This is a genomic window from Sphingomonas antarctica, assembly GCF_965137005.1.
GTDB lineage: Bacteria > Pseudomonadota > Alphaproteobacteria > Sphingomonadales > Sphingomonadaceae > Sphingomonas_O > Sphingomonas_O antarctica.
The window spans coordinates 102,665-117,875 of the sequence record NZ_CBCRXM010000007.1 but is presented as its reverse complement, the minus strand read 5'-3'; the positions used below and the strand labels follow the sequence as shown (position 1 = coordinate 117,875).

At 64.3% G+C, this 15,211-nt stretch carries 15 protein-coding genes; 6 read left to right on the top strand and 9 right to left on the bottom strand.

What is annotated here, in order from left to right; all coding sequences use genetic code 11:
• Window positions 1–26: 26 nt before the first annotated feature.
• Together ACM9ME_RS09415 and ACM9ME_RS09410 are read right to left on the bottom strand one after the other, a co-directional pair.
• Window positions 27–272, bottom strand: a complete 246-nt coding sequence (locus tag ACM9ME_RS09415) for a hypothetical protein (RefSeq protein WP_415643202.1) — start codon at window positions 270–272, stop codon at window positions 27–29.
• Window positions 269–685, bottom strand: coding sequence for a protein tyrosine phosphatase family protein (locus ACM9ME_RS09410; RefSeq protein WP_415643201.1), 417 nt, complete (start codon window positions 683–685; stop codon window positions 269–271). The genes ACM9ME_RS09415 and ACM9ME_RS09410 overlap by 4 nt, the downstream gene beginning before the upstream one ends.
• 54 nt (window positions 686–739) lie before the next feature.
• Here ACM9ME_RS09410 and ACM9ME_RS09405 point away from each other — a divergent pair, with 54 nt between their 5' ends.
• The 5 genes from ACM9ME_RS09405 to ACM9ME_RS09385 all read left to right on the top strand — a co-directional run bounded on the left by ACM9ME_RS09405 (window position 740) and on the right by ACM9ME_RS09385 (window position 6,754).
• Window positions 740–2,251 (top strand): S10 family peptidase, encoded by a 1,512-nt coding sequence (locus ACM9ME_RS09405; RefSeq protein WP_415643200.1) that lies wholly within the window; start codon window positions 740–742, stop codon window positions 2,249–2,251.
• Between the two features lie 11 nt (window positions 2,252–2,262).
• The gene (locus tag ACM9ME_RS09400) at window positions 2,263–3,807 is read left to right on the top strand and encodes a cryptochrome/photolyase family protein (RefSeq protein ID WP_415643199.1); all 1,545 of its coding nucleotides are present in this window, start codon (window positions 2,263–2,265) and stop codon (window positions 3,805–3,807) included.
• A gap of 29 nt (window positions 3,808–3,836) precedes the next feature.
• On the top strand, window positions 3,837–4,679 hold the full coding sequence (gene sseA / locus ACM9ME_RS09395) for a 3-mercaptopyruvate sulfurtransferase (protein WP_415643198.1): 843 nt from the start codon (window positions 3,837–3,839) through the stop codon (window positions 4,677–4,679).
• A complete protein-coding gene (metC, locus tag ACM9ME_RS09390) occupies window positions 4,645–5,823 on the top strand; it encodes a cystathionine beta-lyase (protein WP_415643230.1) in 1,179 nt (392 codons plus the stop codon). The genes sseA and metC overlap by 35 nt, the downstream gene beginning before the upstream one ends.
• A gap of 121 nt (window positions 5,824–5,944) precedes the next feature.
• Complete coding sequence (locus tag ACM9ME_RS09385) at window positions 5,945–6,754, top strand: TorF family putative porin (RefSeq protein WP_415643197.1); 810 nt, start codon at window positions 5,945–5,947, stop codon at window positions 6,752–6,754.
• A gap of 98 nt (window positions 6,755–6,852) precedes the next feature.
• Here the strand turns inward: ACM9ME_RS09385 and ACM9ME_RS09380 are convergent, their stop codons facing one another.
• Genes ACM9ME_RS09380 through accB form a run of 6 tightly spaced genes read right to left on the bottom strand, consistent with a single transcriptional unit; the run spans window position 6,853 to window position 13,572 of the window.
• On the bottom strand, window positions 6,853–7,329 hold the full coding sequence (locus tag ACM9ME_RS09380) for a DUF3035 domain-containing protein (RefSeq protein ID WP_415643196.1): 477 nt from the start codon (window positions 7,327–7,329) through the stop codon (window positions 6,853–6,855).
• Window positions 7,322–7,879: a signal peptidase II gene (gene lspA / locus ACM9ME_RS09375; protein ID WP_415643195.1), complete on the bottom strand. Its 558-nt coding sequence runs from the start codon at window positions 7,877–7,879 to the stop codon at window positions 7,322–7,324. Before lspA ends, ACM9ME_RS09380 begins: the two co-directional genes overlap by 8 nt.
• The gene (ileS, locus tag ACM9ME_RS09370) at window positions 7,880–10,822 is read right to left on the bottom strand and encodes an isoleucine--tRNA ligase (RefSeq protein ID WP_415643194.1); all 2,943 of its coding nucleotides are present in this window, start codon (window positions 10,820–10,822) and stop codon (window positions 7,880–7,882) included. It abuts the gene before it with no gap.
• Window positions 10,819–11,745, bottom strand: a complete 927-nt coding sequence (locus ACM9ME_RS09365) for a bifunctional riboflavin kinase/FAD synthetase (RefSeq protein ID WP_415643193.1) — start codon at window positions 11,743–11,745, stop codon at window positions 10,819–10,821. Before ACM9ME_RS09365 ends, ileS begins: the two co-directional genes overlap by 4 nt.
• 7 nt (window positions 11,746–11,752) lie before the next feature.
• On the bottom strand, window positions 11,753–13,102 hold the full coding sequence (accC, locus tag ACM9ME_RS09360) for an acetyl-CoA carboxylase biotin carboxylase subunit (RefSeq protein ID WP_415643192.1): 1,350 nt from the start codon (window positions 13,100–13,102) through the stop codon (window positions 11,753–11,755).
• Window positions 13,102–13,572, bottom strand: coding sequence for an acetyl-CoA carboxylase biotin carboxyl carrier protein (accB, locus tag ACM9ME_RS09355; protein WP_415643191.1), 471 nt, complete (start codon window positions 13,570–13,572; stop codon window positions 13,102–13,104). The genes accC and accB overlap by 1 nt, the downstream gene beginning before the upstream one ends.
• Window positions 13,573–13,647: 75 nt before the next feature.
• Here accB and thiS point away from each other — a divergent pair, with 75 nt between their 5' ends.
• Window positions 13,648–14,652, top strand: a complete 1,005-nt coding sequence (gene thiS, locus ACM9ME_RS09350; RefSeq protein ID WP_415643190.1) for a sulfur carrier protein ThiS — start codon at window positions 13,648–13,650, stop codon at window positions 14,650–14,652.
• On the opposite strand, the gene ACM9ME_RS09345 is transcribed toward thiS, so the two are convergent.
• Window positions 14,649–15,149 carry a hypothetical protein gene (locus ACM9ME_RS09345; protein ID WP_415643189.1) on the bottom strand — a complete coding sequence of 167 codons (501 nt, stop codon included), beginning with the start codon at window positions 15,147–15,149 and terminating at the stop codon, window positions 14,649–14,651. The genes thiS and ACM9ME_RS09345 overlap by 4 nt on opposite strands.
• Window positions 15,150–15,211 lie beyond the last annotated feature (62 nt).

The following is a 15,211-nucleotide window of genomic DNA, read 5'->3' as shown; positions in this document are numbered from 1 at the left end:
CAAGGCGGGGACTTGGACAACGCTTATCATGCGACCACCCACCTGGCCCCAAGGCGGCGGATCGGGACGACGCGGCCATCTGCGCCGGTGACTTCGGCGCCATCGTCGGTGATGCGCGCGGAAACAGCGTGAAATTCCGGCAATTGCCCCTCTGCTTCGTCCATCGCCGCGCGCTCATCGGCAAAAGTCGCACCGCCCAGGCCGAGCCACCGCGCGACACCCGCCACCGCGAAGACCGCGACGACCGACGCAGCGGCGAGTGGCCAGTTCATCGCCCGACCTGGTTCAGCAGCGGCGTCACATCGTATCCGGCGGCGCTCGCCTTGGCGGCGATCTCGTCCGTATCGTCGCCTGCCAGCGCCTCGCTCAGCGCCCACAGAAAACACGACCGCGTGCCCGAGCGGCAATAGGCCAGCACCGGGCCATTCGCGCCGTCGATGACGTCGCGCAACGCCGCCGCCTGTTCTGGCGAGAAGCCGCCCGCGACCGGGATAGCGTGATAGGTCAGCCCGGCCTCGGCACATGCCGCCGCGATCTCCGCGCCTTGCGGCTCGTCCGGCGCTTCGCCATCTGGGCGATTGTTGACGATGCAGACGAAGCCCGCGTCGCGCGCGGCGCCCACGTCGGCGACCGAAATTTGCGGCGCGACCGAGACGCGGTCGTCGATCCGGCGAAACTCTCCCATAGCGTCTCTATCGCGCCGTTGACGCAGGACTGCAACGCGCTACCCATTTGGCGCATGAAACGCCTTGCCCTGCTGCTCGCCGCGACGATGTTCGCCACGCCGACGTTTGCGCAGGACAAGGAAAAGGCTCCCGACAAGGCCGAAGCGCGCAATGCCGAGATCCCGCCGCCCAACGTCTCGATCACGCACCACTCGGGCATATTCGGCGGGGTGAAAGTCGCTTACACGGCGACGGCCGGCGAGACGTATCTCAAGGCCGAGGACGGCACGCCCAAGGCGGCGATCTTTTCCACCGCTTACGTCAAGGACGGGCCGCGCGATCCCAATCGCCCGGTGACGTTCCTGTTCAATGGCGGCCCCGGCTCGGGGTCGGTCTGGCTGCACATGGGCGCATTCGGGCCGAAGCGCGTGGCCTTGCCCAGCGACGCGCGCGACGATGGCGCACCGCCTTACCCGATCGTCGACAATCCCAATTCGCTGCTCGACGTCACCGACATCGTGTTCATCGATCCGGTCGGCACCGGCTGGTCGCACGCATTGGGCAAGACCGAGGCCAAGGAATATTGGGGCGTCAAATCCGATGCCAAGTCGATCTCCGACTTCATCCGCCTGTGGCTGAGCCAGAACGGGCGATGGAACGCGCCCAAATATCTGGGCGGCGAAAGCTATGGCACGACGCGGTCGGCGACCGTCGCGAACGAACTCGACGGCGGCTATAACGACGTCGCGCTGGACGGCATCATCCTGATCTCGACGATCCTCGATTTCGGCGCGCAGGCCGAAGTGCAGGGCAACGAGATGCAATATCTCGTCAACATGCCGACCATGGCGATGACCGCGCAATTCCACGGCAAGGCGGGCGCGGGCGTCGAACCCGCCACCTGGGCGCAACAGGCGCGTGAATTCGCCAGCGGGCCGTATCTGTCGGCGTTGGTGAAGGGGACGCGGCTCAGCCAGGAAGAACGCACGTCGGTCCGCAAGGACTTGTCGCGACTGACCGGCCTTAGTGAGACGTATCTCGATAGCGTCGATCTGCGCGTGACGCCGGGGCGATTCTACAAGGAGCTGTTGCGGGATCGCCGGCAGACGGTGGGTCGTCTCGATTCCCGCTACCTCGGCATCGATCTGGATTCGGGGGGCGAAGAACCCGACAACGACCCCAGCTTCTATGCCATCGACGGCGGCTATACTGCGGCGATCAACGCCTATGCGCGCGGCGATCTCGGCTACAAGACCGACCGGCAATACGTCACCATCGGCGGCGTCGGCGATTGGGACTGGAAACTGGGCAATGGCCGTGGCGGCGACAGCGCGTTCTACTGGAACGTCGCGCCGTATATCGGGCGGTCGTTGCGCGAAAATTCGGGCGAGCGGGTGTTCGTTGCCGCAGGCTATTACGATTTCGCCACGCCGTTCATGGGCGCCGAATATTCGCTGAGCCGTCAGGGCATCCCCGCCGACCGCGTCGAATTCCATTATTACGGCGCCGGGCACATGGTCTATATCAACGAAAGCCAGTTGACCGCGATGTCGCGCGACATCCGCGCCTTTATCCGCAAGCGGTGAGTTGAGCGGGGATGACTGTGCTCATCCCCATTCTCGGCGACCAGCTGTCGCTCGACCTGTCGGCGCTGTGCGATGCGGCGCCGCGCGACAGCGTGTTGTTGATGATGGAGGTCGTCGAGGAGGCGACCTACGTTCGGCACCACAAGCAGAAGCTGGTCTATATCCTGTCGGCGATGCGGCATCATGCGGCGGCGTTGCGCGCCTCCGGGTGGACGGTCGATTACGTCGAGCTCGACGATGCCGACAATGCCGGGTCGTTCACCGGCGAAGTGGCGCGCGCGATCGAACGACATGCGCCCGATCGCATCGTCGTGACCGAGGCGGGCGAGTGGCGTGTGCGGGGCATGCTGGAGAGCTGGGAAACGCTGTTCGGTCTGCCCGTCGAAATCCGCAGCGACGATCGCTTCATCGCCAGCCATGCTGAATTCGACGCCTGGGCCGACGATGGCCGCAAGGCGCTGACCATGGAGTTCTTCTACCGCGACATGCGCCGCAAGACTGGGCTGCTGATGGACGGGGCGAAACCCGCTGGTAATCGCTGGAATTTCGACAAGGAGAACCGCAAGCCCGCCAAGGCCGATCTACTGATGCCGCGCCCGCACAGTTTTGCGCCCGACACGACCACCCAGGACGTGATCGACCTCGTCACCGCGCGTTTTCCCGACGCCACCGGCAGCCTCGACGGTTTCGACTATGCCGTGACGCGTGAGGGTGCCGAGCGACAGGCCGACGCCTTTTTCGCCAAAGCCCTGCCGCAATTTGGCGATTATGAGGATGCGATGGTCACGGGCGAGCGCCATTTGTGGCATTCGATCCTGTCACCCTACATCAATTCGGGGCTGCTCGATCCGCTCGACCTGTGCCGCCGCGCCGAGGCCGAATATCGCGCCGGTCGCGCGCCGCTCAATTCGGTGGAGGGCTATGTCCGCCAGATCATCGGCTGGCGCGAATATATGCGTGGGATTTATTGGCATGAGGGGCCGGAATATCCGCGCTCGAACTTCCTGAACCACAATCGGCGGCTCCCCGGCTTCTACTGGACCGGCGACACCGAGATGAATTGCCTGAAACAGGTCATCGGCCAGACGCTGGAGACCGCGCATGCGCATCACATCCAGCGGCTGATGGTCGCGGGCAATTTTGCGTTGCTGATCGGGGCCGACCCGTATCAGGTCCACACATGGTATCTCGAAGTCTATATCGACGCTTACGAATGGGTCGAAGCGCCCAACACCGTCGGGATGAGCCAGTTTGCCGATGGCGGCACCGTCGGCAGCAAGCCGTACATTTCGTCGGGAGCGTATATCAACAAGATGTCGGATTATTGCGGCGCATGCCGTTATGATGTGAAGCAGCGCACCGGACCCGACGCCTGCCCGTATAACAGCCTCTATTGGGACTTTCTCGCGCGCCACCGTGACAGGCTGGGGGACAATGAACGGTTGTTCGGCCCTTATCGCAGCTGGGATCGTTTTTCGGAGGAGATGCAAGCCGAAGTGCGCGCGCAGGCGGCGCGATTCCTCGCGCAACTCGACGCCGCCCCCGATGGTTATTAGGGAGCATCGATAGACGGAGGATATCACAGATGGATTCGCTGGTTTCGACCGAATGGCTGGCTGGACAATTGGGTGCGGACGACCTGCGCGTGGTTGATGCGACCTATGTCCTCGCAACCGACGGGCGCGATCCGGCGGCGGAATATGAAGCGGCGCATATTCCCGGCGCGGTATTCATGGACCTCGACGGCATCAGCGATAACAGCGTCATGCCGCTAATGCTGCCTTCGGCGGAAAAGTTCGCCAGCCGGATGCAGTCGCTGGGCCTGGGCGATGGCAGCCGCGTGGTGATCTATGACAATTCGCCTTATCATTCGTCGGCGCGCGCGTGGTGGATGCTGCGCCTGTTCGGTGCGCATTCGGTCGCGATCCTCGATGGCGGGCTGGCCAAATGGCAGGCCGAGGGCCGCGACACCGAAAGCGGGAAGCCGAAATTGCGCCACCGCCACTTCACGGTGTGGAAAGACGAAACCCACGTCCGGTCGAAGGACCAGATGACGGGCCTGCTGGACAGCAAGGCGGAGCAGATCGTCGATGCCCGCAGCGCCGCACGGTTCGAAGGCCGCGAGGCCGAGCCGCGTCTCGGCGTCAATCCGGGCCATATTCCGGGCAGCCGCAATCTGCCGATGTCGACGCTGTTCAACGCCGACGGCACGTACAAGACCGGCCACGCGCTGCAATCCGCGTTCGGCGCGGCGGGCGTGAACCCGGCGCAGCCGATCGCCGCCACGTGCGGATCGGGGCTGACGGCGGCGACGCTGGTGTTCGCCGCGCATCTGCTCGGCAACGACAAGACCGCGCTGTACGACGGCAGCTGGAGCGAATGGGGTGCCGACGCTGGTACGCCCAAGGAGATCGGGGCCGCTGCCTAAGCCGCCGACCACCGCCGTCACTGCGGGCCGCCGTTCCGAATGGACCGGCCACGCGGTCAATCCGCCGGTGTGGCGCGCTTCGACGATCCTGTATGACGACGTCGCCGCGTTGAAGGCGGGCGTGAAAACCAATGCCGACGGTGAATGGTTTTACGGCCGCCGCGGGACGCCGACGCAGTGGAGTTTGGCGGAGGCGATTACCGCGCTCGATCCGGCGGCGCACGCGACGATGCTGTATCCGTCGGGTGCGGCGGCGGTGGCGGGGGCGTTGCTGGCGGTGCTCAAACCCGGCGATCATCTGCTGATGGTCGACAGCACTTACGATCCGACGCGGCGGTTGTGCGACGCGTATCTGGCGCAGCGCGGGGTCGAGACGAGCTATTACGACCCGATGGCCGGTGCAGGTATCGAAGCGCTCCTCCGACCCAACACTCGCGCGCTCTTCATGGAATCGCCGGGCAGCCTGACGTTCGAGGTGCAGGACGTACCGGCGATCGTCGCGGTCGCGCGGGCACGCGGCATCACCACGCTGATCGACAATACCTGGGCGACGCCGCTGTATTACCCGACCGCGTCGATGGGCGTCGACCTGACGATTTGCGCCGTGACCAAATATATCGCCGGGCATTCGGACGTGATGATGGGCAGCGTTTCGGCGCTCGAGCCGCATTGGGTGAATCTGCGCACGACCGCGCAGGTGCTGGGCAATGCGGTGTCGCCCGACGATGCCTATCTTGCCGCGCGCGGGTTGCGCACATTGGCCTTGCGGCTGAAGCAGCAAGGCCAGACCGCGCTCGCCGTCGCGCATTGGCTGGCCAAACATCCGCGCGTTGCGCGGGTGCTGCACCCGGCGTTTGCCGATTGCCCGGGCCATGACGCCTATGCGCGCGATTTCCTTGCGCCCGGCGGCTTGTTCGGTTTCATGCTCAAGGACGGTGGGACCGACGCGGTGATCGACGCGCTGACCCTGTTCGGCATCGGCTATAGCTGGGGCGGCTATGAAAGCCTCGCTTTACCGACCGAGCCGTCGCGCTGCCGCAGCGCGACGCGTTGGGACGGCGGCACCGTCATCCGCCTGAGCATCGGGCTGGAAGATGAGTGTGACTTAATTGCCGACATCGACCGGGCTTTGTCACAGGTCTGACACTTTTTTCTTGTGCAGCGCACAATTTGACGGCAGCTATTGGGCGACCGGCAATCGAATCCCGCCAAGAGGATGCGAAGCCGGACGCAGGCGGAACGCGACGCAATTTATGGAGGTTTCCATGCGCACGTTCCTCGGCTGCTGCGGCAGCATCATCGCCCTCGCCATCGCCACGCCGGCGATTGCCCAAGACACGACTGCCAGCGCGGCCACGGGTGAAAAGCCCGTTGCTGCTGCCGAACCCGCCGCGCCGACATCGGCGTTCACGATCAACAGCACAGCCGCCGTCGTCAGTGACTATCGCTTCCGTGGCCTGTCGCAGACCGACAAGGATTTTGCGCTGCAAGGCTCGCTCACCGTCACGCACGCTTCGGGTGCGTATCTGTCGGTGTGGGGCAGCTCGATCGACGATTACGTCGCGGCGGGCGGGGATCAGGAACTCGATCTCATCGCCGGTTTCAAAAAGACCTTTGGCGGCACCACCGTCGATGTCGGCGCGCTCTATTATTACTATCCGGGTTCGTCGAAGTTTATCGCCAATTACAATTCGGACTTTCTCGAGCCCTATCTGGCGATCTCGCACACGCTGGGTCCCGTGACCGCCAAGGTCACCGCCAACTATGCGCCCAAGCAAAAGGCGCTGGCGTTCATCCACACCAAGGATGACAATCTTTACACCGCGCTCGATCTGTCGGCGACGGTCGTCGGCTTTGGGGTGTCGGGCCATCTCGGGCACAATTGGGAGCGCAGCTTCCTGAGCGCCGGGCGCAAATACACCGATTGGGGCGTGGGCGTCAGCTATACGTGGAAGGCGCTGACGCTGGGCGTCAACTACGTCGATACCAATCTGCCCAAATACTTCTTCGTCAGCACCACGGGCAAGGATGTCGCCAAGGGGGGCGTCGTCGCGAGCATCGGCGTCAGTTTCTAACCGGACTGACGGGCCGCTGCGGGCCTGGCGTACTGGGGGTTAGTCGCGCCAGGCCCTATCGCTTTCGTTGAGTTAAGACGAAAGCGAATCTGCTGTAATTACTTCTTTTTCTTGCCCTTGCCCAGCGTGCTGACGTCGGCGGCGGGCACCGCGTTGGCCGCCGCTGCGGTGGGGATCGTGGCGCGGGCGTCCTGTCCGTCGCCTTCTGGTGCGGCGACGATGTCGCGCGTCACCGCGCCCTTGTCGACCACGGTCGTACCGGGATCGCCGACGGCGGAGCGGATGCCCGATTGCGCGCGGTCGTTGCCCGCGGCGTCGAGCGCGGCGGTTTCGGTCGCGCTGCGCGGGGTCGCGCCGCCGAACATCGCATCGAGCGCCTGACGCGACGAATCGCCTTCCTGCACACGCGCCTGACCGGGCTTGGGCGGGGTCAGCGCAAAATCGGGCGGGACCACCAACGGTGCCGCGCGCGCCACGGCGAATTCATCGGGTCCGGTCTTGCCGAGACCGGCATGACGGCCACCGCACCCGGCGAGCACGAGGACCATCGCCGAAGCGACCAACAATTTACGCATCAATCACTTCCTTCTTCGCGCCCCCGAAGAACGCCCGAGCCAACAGCACGACGACGCCGAGGGTTATAGCGGCATCGGCGAGGTTGAACACCAGAAAAGGCCGCCAGTCGCCAAAGTGCAGATCGGCGAAATCGACCACATATCCCAGCCGCATCCGGTCGAGGATATTGCCCAGCGCGCCGCCGAGGATCGCGCCGAGCGCCAGAGCCTCGCCGCGATTGGTCTCGCGCCACAGCCACACCAGCACCCCCGCAGCAATCGCGCCGGTCAGCGCCACCAGCAGCCAGCGGCCCATATGCGTGTCCGCGGTGAGCATGCCCAGCGATACGCCGAAATTCTGCACCCAGGTAAAATTGAAGACCGACACGATCTCTATCTGCCCGCGCTCCTGCAACCCCAGCGGACCGATCATCACCCATTTGAGGATTTGGTCGGCGAAGAAGACGATGGCGGCGAAGATCAGACCCGTCGATCGAACCTGTCGCCCCTGCGCAGGCAGGGGCCCAGATGGACTCACCCCGTCCGGCTTCGTTTCAAGTGGAGCGTTCATCTAGGCTCCTGCCTGCGCAGGGGCGACAGGATTTGACGCGATGACGCTCTCACATCGCGCGCACAGCCCCTCCGGCTCGACCTCGGGCAAATGCCGCCAGCAGCGCTCGCATTTCTCATATTCGGTTTTCTTGGCCTCGACGCGAATGTCGGCCACCGAGCTGGCATCGCCGCTCGCCAGTGCGCCATCGCCGGTGCAGATCTCGGCTTTCGCCACGATCGCCAGTTCGCTCAGGTTCACGCCCGTGAGCAACACCTTGTCGGCGAGATCATAGGCGATGACCGTGACGTCCGCTTCCAGCCCCGAGCCGATGATTTTTTCGCGCCGCAGCGGCTCGATCTCGCCCAGCACCACGCCGCGGATCGCGCGCAGGCGGTCCCAACGCTCGCCCAGCGCGGCGTTGTGCCAGTTTCCGATCACCGGCCAGTCGAGCAAATGAACGCTGCTCGCGCCGGGGTAGCGCGTGTTCCACACCTCCTCGGCGGTGAACACCAGGATCGGCGCGGCCCAACGCACCAGCGCGTGGAACAGCGCGTCGAGCGTCGTGCGATACGCCATCCGCGTCGGCGCATCGGCGGCCTCGCAATAGAGGCTGTCCTTGCGGATATCGAAGAAGAACGCCGACAGATCGTCATTGGCGAAATCGGCCAAGGCGCGCGTGTATGTGTTGAAGTCGAAATCATCGATCGCGCGCCGCAACACGCCGTCGAGCGTGTGGACGCGGTGCAGGATGTAGCGCTCCAACTCGGGCATCGCCGCCGCATCGACGCGCTCTGCCTCGCTAAACCCCTCGAGCGCGCCGAGCAGGTAACGGAAGGTATTGCGCAGCTTGCGATAGCCATCGGCCACCCCGCGCAAAATCTCGTCACCGATGCGGTGATCCTCGGTGAAGTCCACCGAGAGCGCCCATAGCCGGATGATGTCCGCGCCATATTGCTCCATCACCTTCAACGGATCGACGGTGTTGCCGAGCGACTTCGACATTTTCTTGCCGTCGGAGGCCATGGTGAAGCCGTGCGTCAGCACCGCGTCGTACGGCGCGCGCCCCCGCGTGCCGCAGCTTTCCATCAGCGAAGACTGGAACCACCCGCGATGCTGGTCCGATCCTTCGAGGTAGAGGTCGGCGGGCCAGCGCAATTCGGGCCATTTGCCGCTTTCCAGCACGAACGCGTGCGTGCAGCCCGAATCGAACCACACGTCGAGAATGTCGGTGACCATTTCGAACGCATCGGGATCGTGCCCGCCGCCGAGCAAGGCTGCCGCGTCTTCCGCATTCCACGCATCGACACCCCGTTCGCGGATCGCCGCGACGATGCGCTCATTGACATGCTCGTCGACCATATATTGCCCGGTCATCTTGTTGACGAACAACGTGATCGGCACGCCCCAGGCGCGCTGACGGCTGATCACCCAGTCCGGTCGCCCCTCGACCATCGCACGGATGCGGTTCTCGCCCTTGGGCGGGATGAAGCGGGTTTGCGCGATGGCGGCGAGCGCGCGGTCTCTCAGCGTCGTCCCGGCGGAGGCCGGGACCTCTGTCGATTGTGCGCCAAAGCCGAGAGCGGCCCCGGCCTCCGCCGGGGTGACGTCGTCGTCCTCCTCCAACACCTCATCCATCGCGATGAACCATTGCGGTGTCGCGCGGAAAATCAGCTTGGCCTTGGACCGCCACGAATGCGGATAGCTGTGCTTGTAATCGGCACTCGCCGCGAGCAGCGCGCCGGCCTCGCGCAGATCCGTACAGATCGGCCCGTCAGGCGCGTTGAATTTCGGGTTGATGACCGACCCTTGTCCGCCGAGCCATGTCCAGTTTTCGCTATACTTACCGTCACCCTCGACCGCGAAGACCGGCTCGATCTCGTTCAGCTTGCACAGCTCGAAATCGTCCTCGCCATGATCGGGCGCCATGTGGACCAGACCGGTGCCCTGTTCGGTGGTGACAAAATCGCCCGCGAGGAACGGCCGAGGTCGAGCGAAGAACCCGCCGAGATGATGCATCGGATGACGGGCGATAGTGTGGGCGAGGTCGGTACCTTTGATCTCTTTGACCAAGCGAAGCGCTGCGTGTGGGAAACAGCGGTCGGCGAACGCTTGCCCAAGCTCGGCGGCAACTAGGTAATAGTTTGAGCGAGTATCGCCCGAATGGATTTCGACTAAGTCGGTTGCGAGCAGAACGTAATCAACTTCCGGCCCGTAAGCCAAAGCCTGATTGACCGGGATCGTCCAAGGCGTCGTCGTCCAGATGACGGCGTAGGCGCCCTTCAGTTCCTCGATCGGTGAGTCCACAATCTCAAACGCCACGTCGATCTGAGTCGAAACAATGTCCTCATATTCGACTTCGGCCTCGGCCAGCGCGGTCTTTTCGACCGGGGACCACATCACCGGCTTGGCACCGCGATAGAGCTGGCCCGACTCCGCGAACTTCATCAGTTCGGCGACGATGGTCGCTTCGCTGTCGAAATCCATCGTCAGATACGGCTTGTCCCAATCGCCGTTGATGCCCAGCCGCTTGAGCTGTTCGCGCTGCGTATCGACCCAATGCTGGGCATAGGCCCGGCATTCGGCGCGAAATTCGACCGCGGGGACCTCGTCCTTGTTGAGCTTTTTCTTGCGATATTGCTCCTCGACCTTCCACTCGATCGGCAGGCCGTGACAGTCCCAGCCGGGCACGTACGGCGCGTCCTTGCCGAGCAAGGTCTGCGTCCGCACCACCATGTCCTTCAGGATATGGTTCAGCGCATGGCCGATATGCATGTCGCCATTCGCATAAGGCGGGCCATCGTGCAGGATGAATTTTTCGCGGCCCGCGCGGCTCTCGCGCAGCTGCCGGTACAGGTCCGCCGCCTGCCATTTGGCAAGGATCCCCGGCTCCTTTTGCGGAAGGCCCGCCTTCATCGGGAAATCGGTTTTGGGAAGGAAGACGGTGCTGCGATAATCTGTCATGTCGCGGGGGCGCTTAGGATGCGGCGCGCTTCATCGCAATCGCGGTCCATCTGCGCCACCAAAGCATCGATGCCGTCGAACTTCGCCTCGTCCCGCAAATGCGCGATCAGCGACACCTCGATGCTCTGCCCGTACAAATCCTCGTCGAAATCGAACAGATAGGCTTCGAGCAACTCTTTGGGCGGGTCGAATTGTGGTCGGACCCCCAGATTCGCCGCGCCATCGATCACGCGCCCGTCCGCCAGCCGCACGCGCACGGCATAGACCCCGTAGCGGGGCCGCAGATAATTGCCGAGCGACAGGTTGGCGGTCGGATAACCGATCGTCCGCCCCAGCGCGTCGCCGTGCTGAACAATGCCCTCGACCGCGAAGGGCCGCGTCAACAGCCGCGTCGCCGTCGCGCAATCGCCCGCCTGCAGCGCCTGCCGGATGCGCGACGACGACACCGACTCGCCATCCAGCGTCACCGCCGCCACCGCGTCCACCGTCATGCTTTGCCGTGCGCCGAGTTCGGCCAGCACCTGCACATTGCCGCCGCGCCCTTTGCCGAAGGTAAAGTCGCTGCCCGTCACCACGCCCGACGTGTGTGTCAGCCAGTCACGCACGAAATCCTCGGCAGTGACATTGGCCAGCCGCTCGTTGAATTCGAACACCATCATCGCATCGGCACCCGCGCCCGCGAACAGCCGTTCGCGCTGGTCGAGGCTGGTCAGCCGAAACGGTGGCGCGTCGGGCCTGAAATAGCGCACCGGATGCGGATCGAACGTCGCGACGATCGCCGGACGCCCGCGCCGCCGCGCCGTCTCCACCGCGCGCCCGACGACCGCCTGATGCCCCAGATGAAAGCCGTCGAAATTGCCCAGCGCGATCACCGCCCCGCGCAGCTGCGGCGGCAGATCGTTCCCCCCGGTGACGCGCTCCATCAGGCGCTCAGGCGTCCTGCTTCGCCAACCATTCCTCGAGCCATTTGATCGAGTAATCGCCGTTCATCATGTCGGGATCCTGCAACAGGTCGCGGTGCAGCGGGATCGTCGTCTTGACCCCGTTGATGACCATTTCCTCCAGCGCGCGCCGCAGCCGCATGATGCAGCCCTCGCGCGTGCGCCCGTAAACGATCAGCTTGGCGATCATCGAATCGTAATAAGGCGGGATGCGGTACCCTGCATACAGCCCGCTATCGATGCGGACGTGCATGCCGCCCGGCGCGTGATAGGTCGTCACCAGCCCGGGCGACGGCGCAAAGGTGCGCGGGTCCTCGGCATTGATGCGGCATTCGATCGCATGCCCCTTGAACTCGATGTCTTCCTGTTTGACCGATAGCGGGCGACCCTCGGCGATGCGGATCTGTTCGCGGACCAGGTCGAGGCCGGTGATCATCTCGGTCACCGGATGCTCGACCTGCAGCCGCGTGTTCATTTCGATGAAATAGAATTCGCCGTCTTCCCACAGGAATTCGATCGTTCCCGCGCCGCGATAGGACATATCGGCCATTGCCTTGCGGACGACTTCGCCCATGCGCATCCGTTCCTCGGTCGAAATGGCGGGGGATGGTGCTTCTTCAAGCACTTTCTGGTGACGCCGCTGGAGCGAGCAATCGCGCTCGCCGAGATGGATCGCATTGCCATTGCCGTCGCCAAAGATCTGGAATTCGATGTGGCGCGGGTTGCCGAGGTATTTTTCGAGATAGACGGTGGCGTCGCCGAACGCCGCCTTGGCCTCGCTGCCCGCCTGTTGCATCAGCGTTTCGAGCTGATCCTCGGACGTGCACACTTTCATGCCGCGCCCGCCGCCGCCCGATGCCGCCTTGATGATCACCGGATAGCCGGCCTCGGCGGCGATCGCCTTGGCCTCGGCCAGGTCGCTGATCGGCCCGTCCGATCCGGGCACAAGCGGCAGCCCGAGCGCGCCGGCGGTCCGCTTGGCCTCGATCTTGTCGCCCATCGTGCGGATATGTTCGGGCTTCGGCCCGACGAAGATGATGCCGTGTTCCTCGACGATATCGGCGAAACGCGCGTTCTCGCTGAGGAACCCGTATCCCGGATGGATCGCGTCGGCATGGCTGATCTCGGCGGCGGAAATGATCGCCGGGATGTTGAGATAGCTGTCGGCGGCGGCGGGCGGCCCGATGCAGATCGCCTCATCGGCCAGCCGCACGTGCATCGCATCGGCATCCGCCGTCGAATGCACCGCCACCGTCTTGATGCCCATTTCGTGGCAGGCACGGTGAATTCGCAGCGCAATCTCGCCGCGATTGGCGATCAGCAGCTTTTCAATCGCCATTATTCGATGATGATCAGCGACTGGTCGAATTCGACCGGCTGGCCGTTTTCGACGCAGATGCGCTTGACCGTGCCGCCATTGGGCGCGGGGATCGCGTTCATCACCTTCATCGCCTCGATGATGACCAGGGTCTGCCCTTCGCTGACCTTGTCCCCGACGCTGGCGAAGGGTTTCGATCCGGGTTCCGCCGACAGATATACCGTGCCGACCATCGGCGATTTGACCGGCGTGCCGCTTTCGCTGGCCGCCGTCGTCGGCGTTTCGGCGGGCAAGGATGCGGTCGGTGCCGGCAGCGGTGCCGCAGCGGGGGCAGGAGCATAACCCGCGACCGCCGCCGCCTTGCGCGCGACGCGGATGCGCCGCTCGCCATGTTCGACCTCGATTTCGGTCAGTTTCGTTTCGTCCAGCAGCTCGGCGAGCTGGCGGACCAGCGCGACATCGACCTGCATCGCTCCCTCTTCGTCGCTCATGCGAACCTCATTTTTGGATTGCGACAGCCTCTGTCATGGCTTCGCAGCAGGGGCAAGCATGGCTAGAGGTGCGGCATGACCCCAGACGGCACCATTTCCATCCGCGTCAACGGCGAACACCGCCGCGTGGCGAACGACTTGAGCATTGCGGCGTTGGCGCTGGAACTCGGGCTCGAACCGACGCGCGTCGCGGTCGAACGCAATTTGGAGATCGTTCCACGCTCCACCCTCGCCGACGTTCGCGTCGAGGATGGCGACGAACTGGAGATCGTTCATTTTGTCGGCGGTGGCGACCATCCGGTAGCGGTCGATGACGATACATGGACCGTCGCGGGCAAGACGTTCCGCAGCCGGCTGATCGTCGGCACCGGCAAATATAAGGATTTCGCGCAGAACGCCGCCGCTGTCGCCGCATCGGGTGCGGAGATCGTCACGGTGGCGGTGCGGCGGGTGAACATATCCGATCGCAATGCGCCGCTGTTGATGGACTTTATCGACCCGGCGAAGATCACGTATCTGCCCAATACCGCGGGCTGTTTCGACGCCGACAGCGCGGTCCGCACGCTGCGCCTGGCGCGGGAAGCGGGAGGTTGGGATCTCGTCAAACTCGAAGTGCTCGGCGAAGCGCGCACGCTATACCCGGACATGCGCGAAACGCTGAAGGCGACCGACGTTCTCGTCCGCGAAGGCTTCAAGCCGATGGTCTATTGCACCGACGATCCGATCGCCGCGAAACAATTGGAAGAGGCGGGCGCGGTCGCGATCATGCCGCTGGGCGCGCCGATCGGCTCCGGCCTCGGCATCCAGAACCGCGTCACCATCCGGCTTATCGTGGAAGGCGCGAAGGTGCCGGTGCTGGTCGACGCCGGTGTCGGCACCGCCAGCGATGCCGCGGTGGCGATGGAGCTCGGCTGCGACGGGGTCCTAATGAACACCGCAATTGCCGAAGCGAAAGACCCGATCAAAATGGCAGCGGCGATGAAACTCGCGGTCGAATCGGGGCGTCTCGCCTACCTCGCGGGGCGCATGGGCACGCGTAAATATGCTGACCCGTCGAGCCCGCTCGCCGGTTTGATCTAGCGCCCCTTGGGCTTGGGCGGCGGCGCGGCTTGCGGCGCCGCCTGCTGCGTCGGCATCGCCACCGGCGATACGCCGATGCCGAACAACCGCCATTGGCCGCCGCTGAATTGATAGGCCAGGTCGAAACTGATCGCATTGGGCCGCATACCGAATGCGCCCTGCACGCGCACCAGTCCCGGCTGAACCATTTGCGGCGGCACGCGATAGGTCGGCGCGAGCAGCAGTGTGGACGACAGATCGACGCCCGACGCGCGTAAATTGGCGAAGATCGCGGTCAGCTTCGCTTGGTCGTTGACCGCCTGAAAGCCCGGCGCGGCGAGGTCGCGCAGCACCGAATAATTGCCGGTGCGGTTGGCCTGATCGACCGCCGCCATGGTCGACCAGATCAATTTCATCAGCTCGTGCTGTTCGAGCGTCGGCGCGGCGACGGGGGCGGGCGCCTGCGCGAATGCAGGTGCCGTGGTCAAAGCCAGTGCGAGGGCGAGGATCGGTTTCATCAAAAACCGAATGCCACGCCGACGCGCCCACCGGTAGAGCCTTTTCGCGTCGACCCCGCCAC

Bases quoted from the DNA above. Each gene is read 5' to 3' on its own strand.
- ACM9ME_RS09415 (WP_415643202.1), bottom strand. From the start codon at position 272: ATGAACTGGCCACTCGCCGCTGCGTCGGTCGTCGCGGTCTTCGCGGTG.
- lspA (WP_415643195.1), bottom strand. From the start codon at position 7,879: ATGAACGCTCCACTTGAAACGAAGCCGGACGGGGTGAGTCCATCTGGG.
- accC (WP_415643192.1), bottom strand. From the start codon at position 13,102: ATGGCGATTGAAAAGCTGCTGATCGCCAATCGCGGCGAGATTGCGCTG.
- accB (WP_415643191.1), bottom strand. From the start codon at position 13,572: ATGAGCGACGAAGAGGGAGCGATGCAGGTCGATGTCGCGCTGGTCCGC.
- ACM9ME_RS09385 (WP_415643197.1), top strand. From the start codon at position 5,945: ATGCGCACGTTCCTCGGCTGCTGCGGCAGCATCATCGCCCTCGCCATC.
- ACM9ME_RS09405 (WP_415643200.1), top strand. From the start codon at position 740: ATGAAACGCCTTGCCCTGCTGCTCGCCGCGACGATGTTCGCCACGCCG.
- ACM9ME_RS09400 (WP_415643199.1), top strand. From the start codon at position 2,263: ATGACTGTGCTCATCCCCATTCTCGGCGACCAGCTGTCGCTCGACCTG.
- sseA (WP_415643198.1), top strand. From the start codon at position 3,837: ATGGATTCGCTGGTTTCGACCGAATGGCTGGCTGGACAATTGGGTGCG.
- ACM9ME_RS09345 (WP_415643189.1), bottom strand. From the start codon at position 15,149: ATGAAACCGATCCTCGCCCTCGCACTGGCTTTGACCACGGCACCTGCA.
- thiS (WP_415643190.1), top strand. From the start codon at position 13,648: ATGACCCCAGACGGCACCATTTCCATCCGCGTCAACGGCGAACACCGC.
- ileS (WP_415643194.1), bottom strand. From the start codon at position 10,822: ATGACAGATTATCGCAGCACCGTCTTCCTTCCCAAAACCGATTTCCCG.
- ACM9ME_RS09365 (WP_415643193.1), bottom strand. From the start codon at position 11,745: ATGGAGCGCGTCACCGGGGGGAACGATCTGCCGCCGCAGCTGCGCGGG.
- ACM9ME_RS09380 (WP_415643196.1), bottom strand. From the start codon at position 7,329: ATGCGTAAATTGTTGGTCGCTTCGGCGATGGTCCTCGTGCTCGCCGGG.
- ACM9ME_RS09410 (WP_415643201.1), bottom strand. From the start codon at position 685: ATGGGAGAGTTTCGCCGGATCGACGACCGCGTCTCGGTCGCGCCGCAA.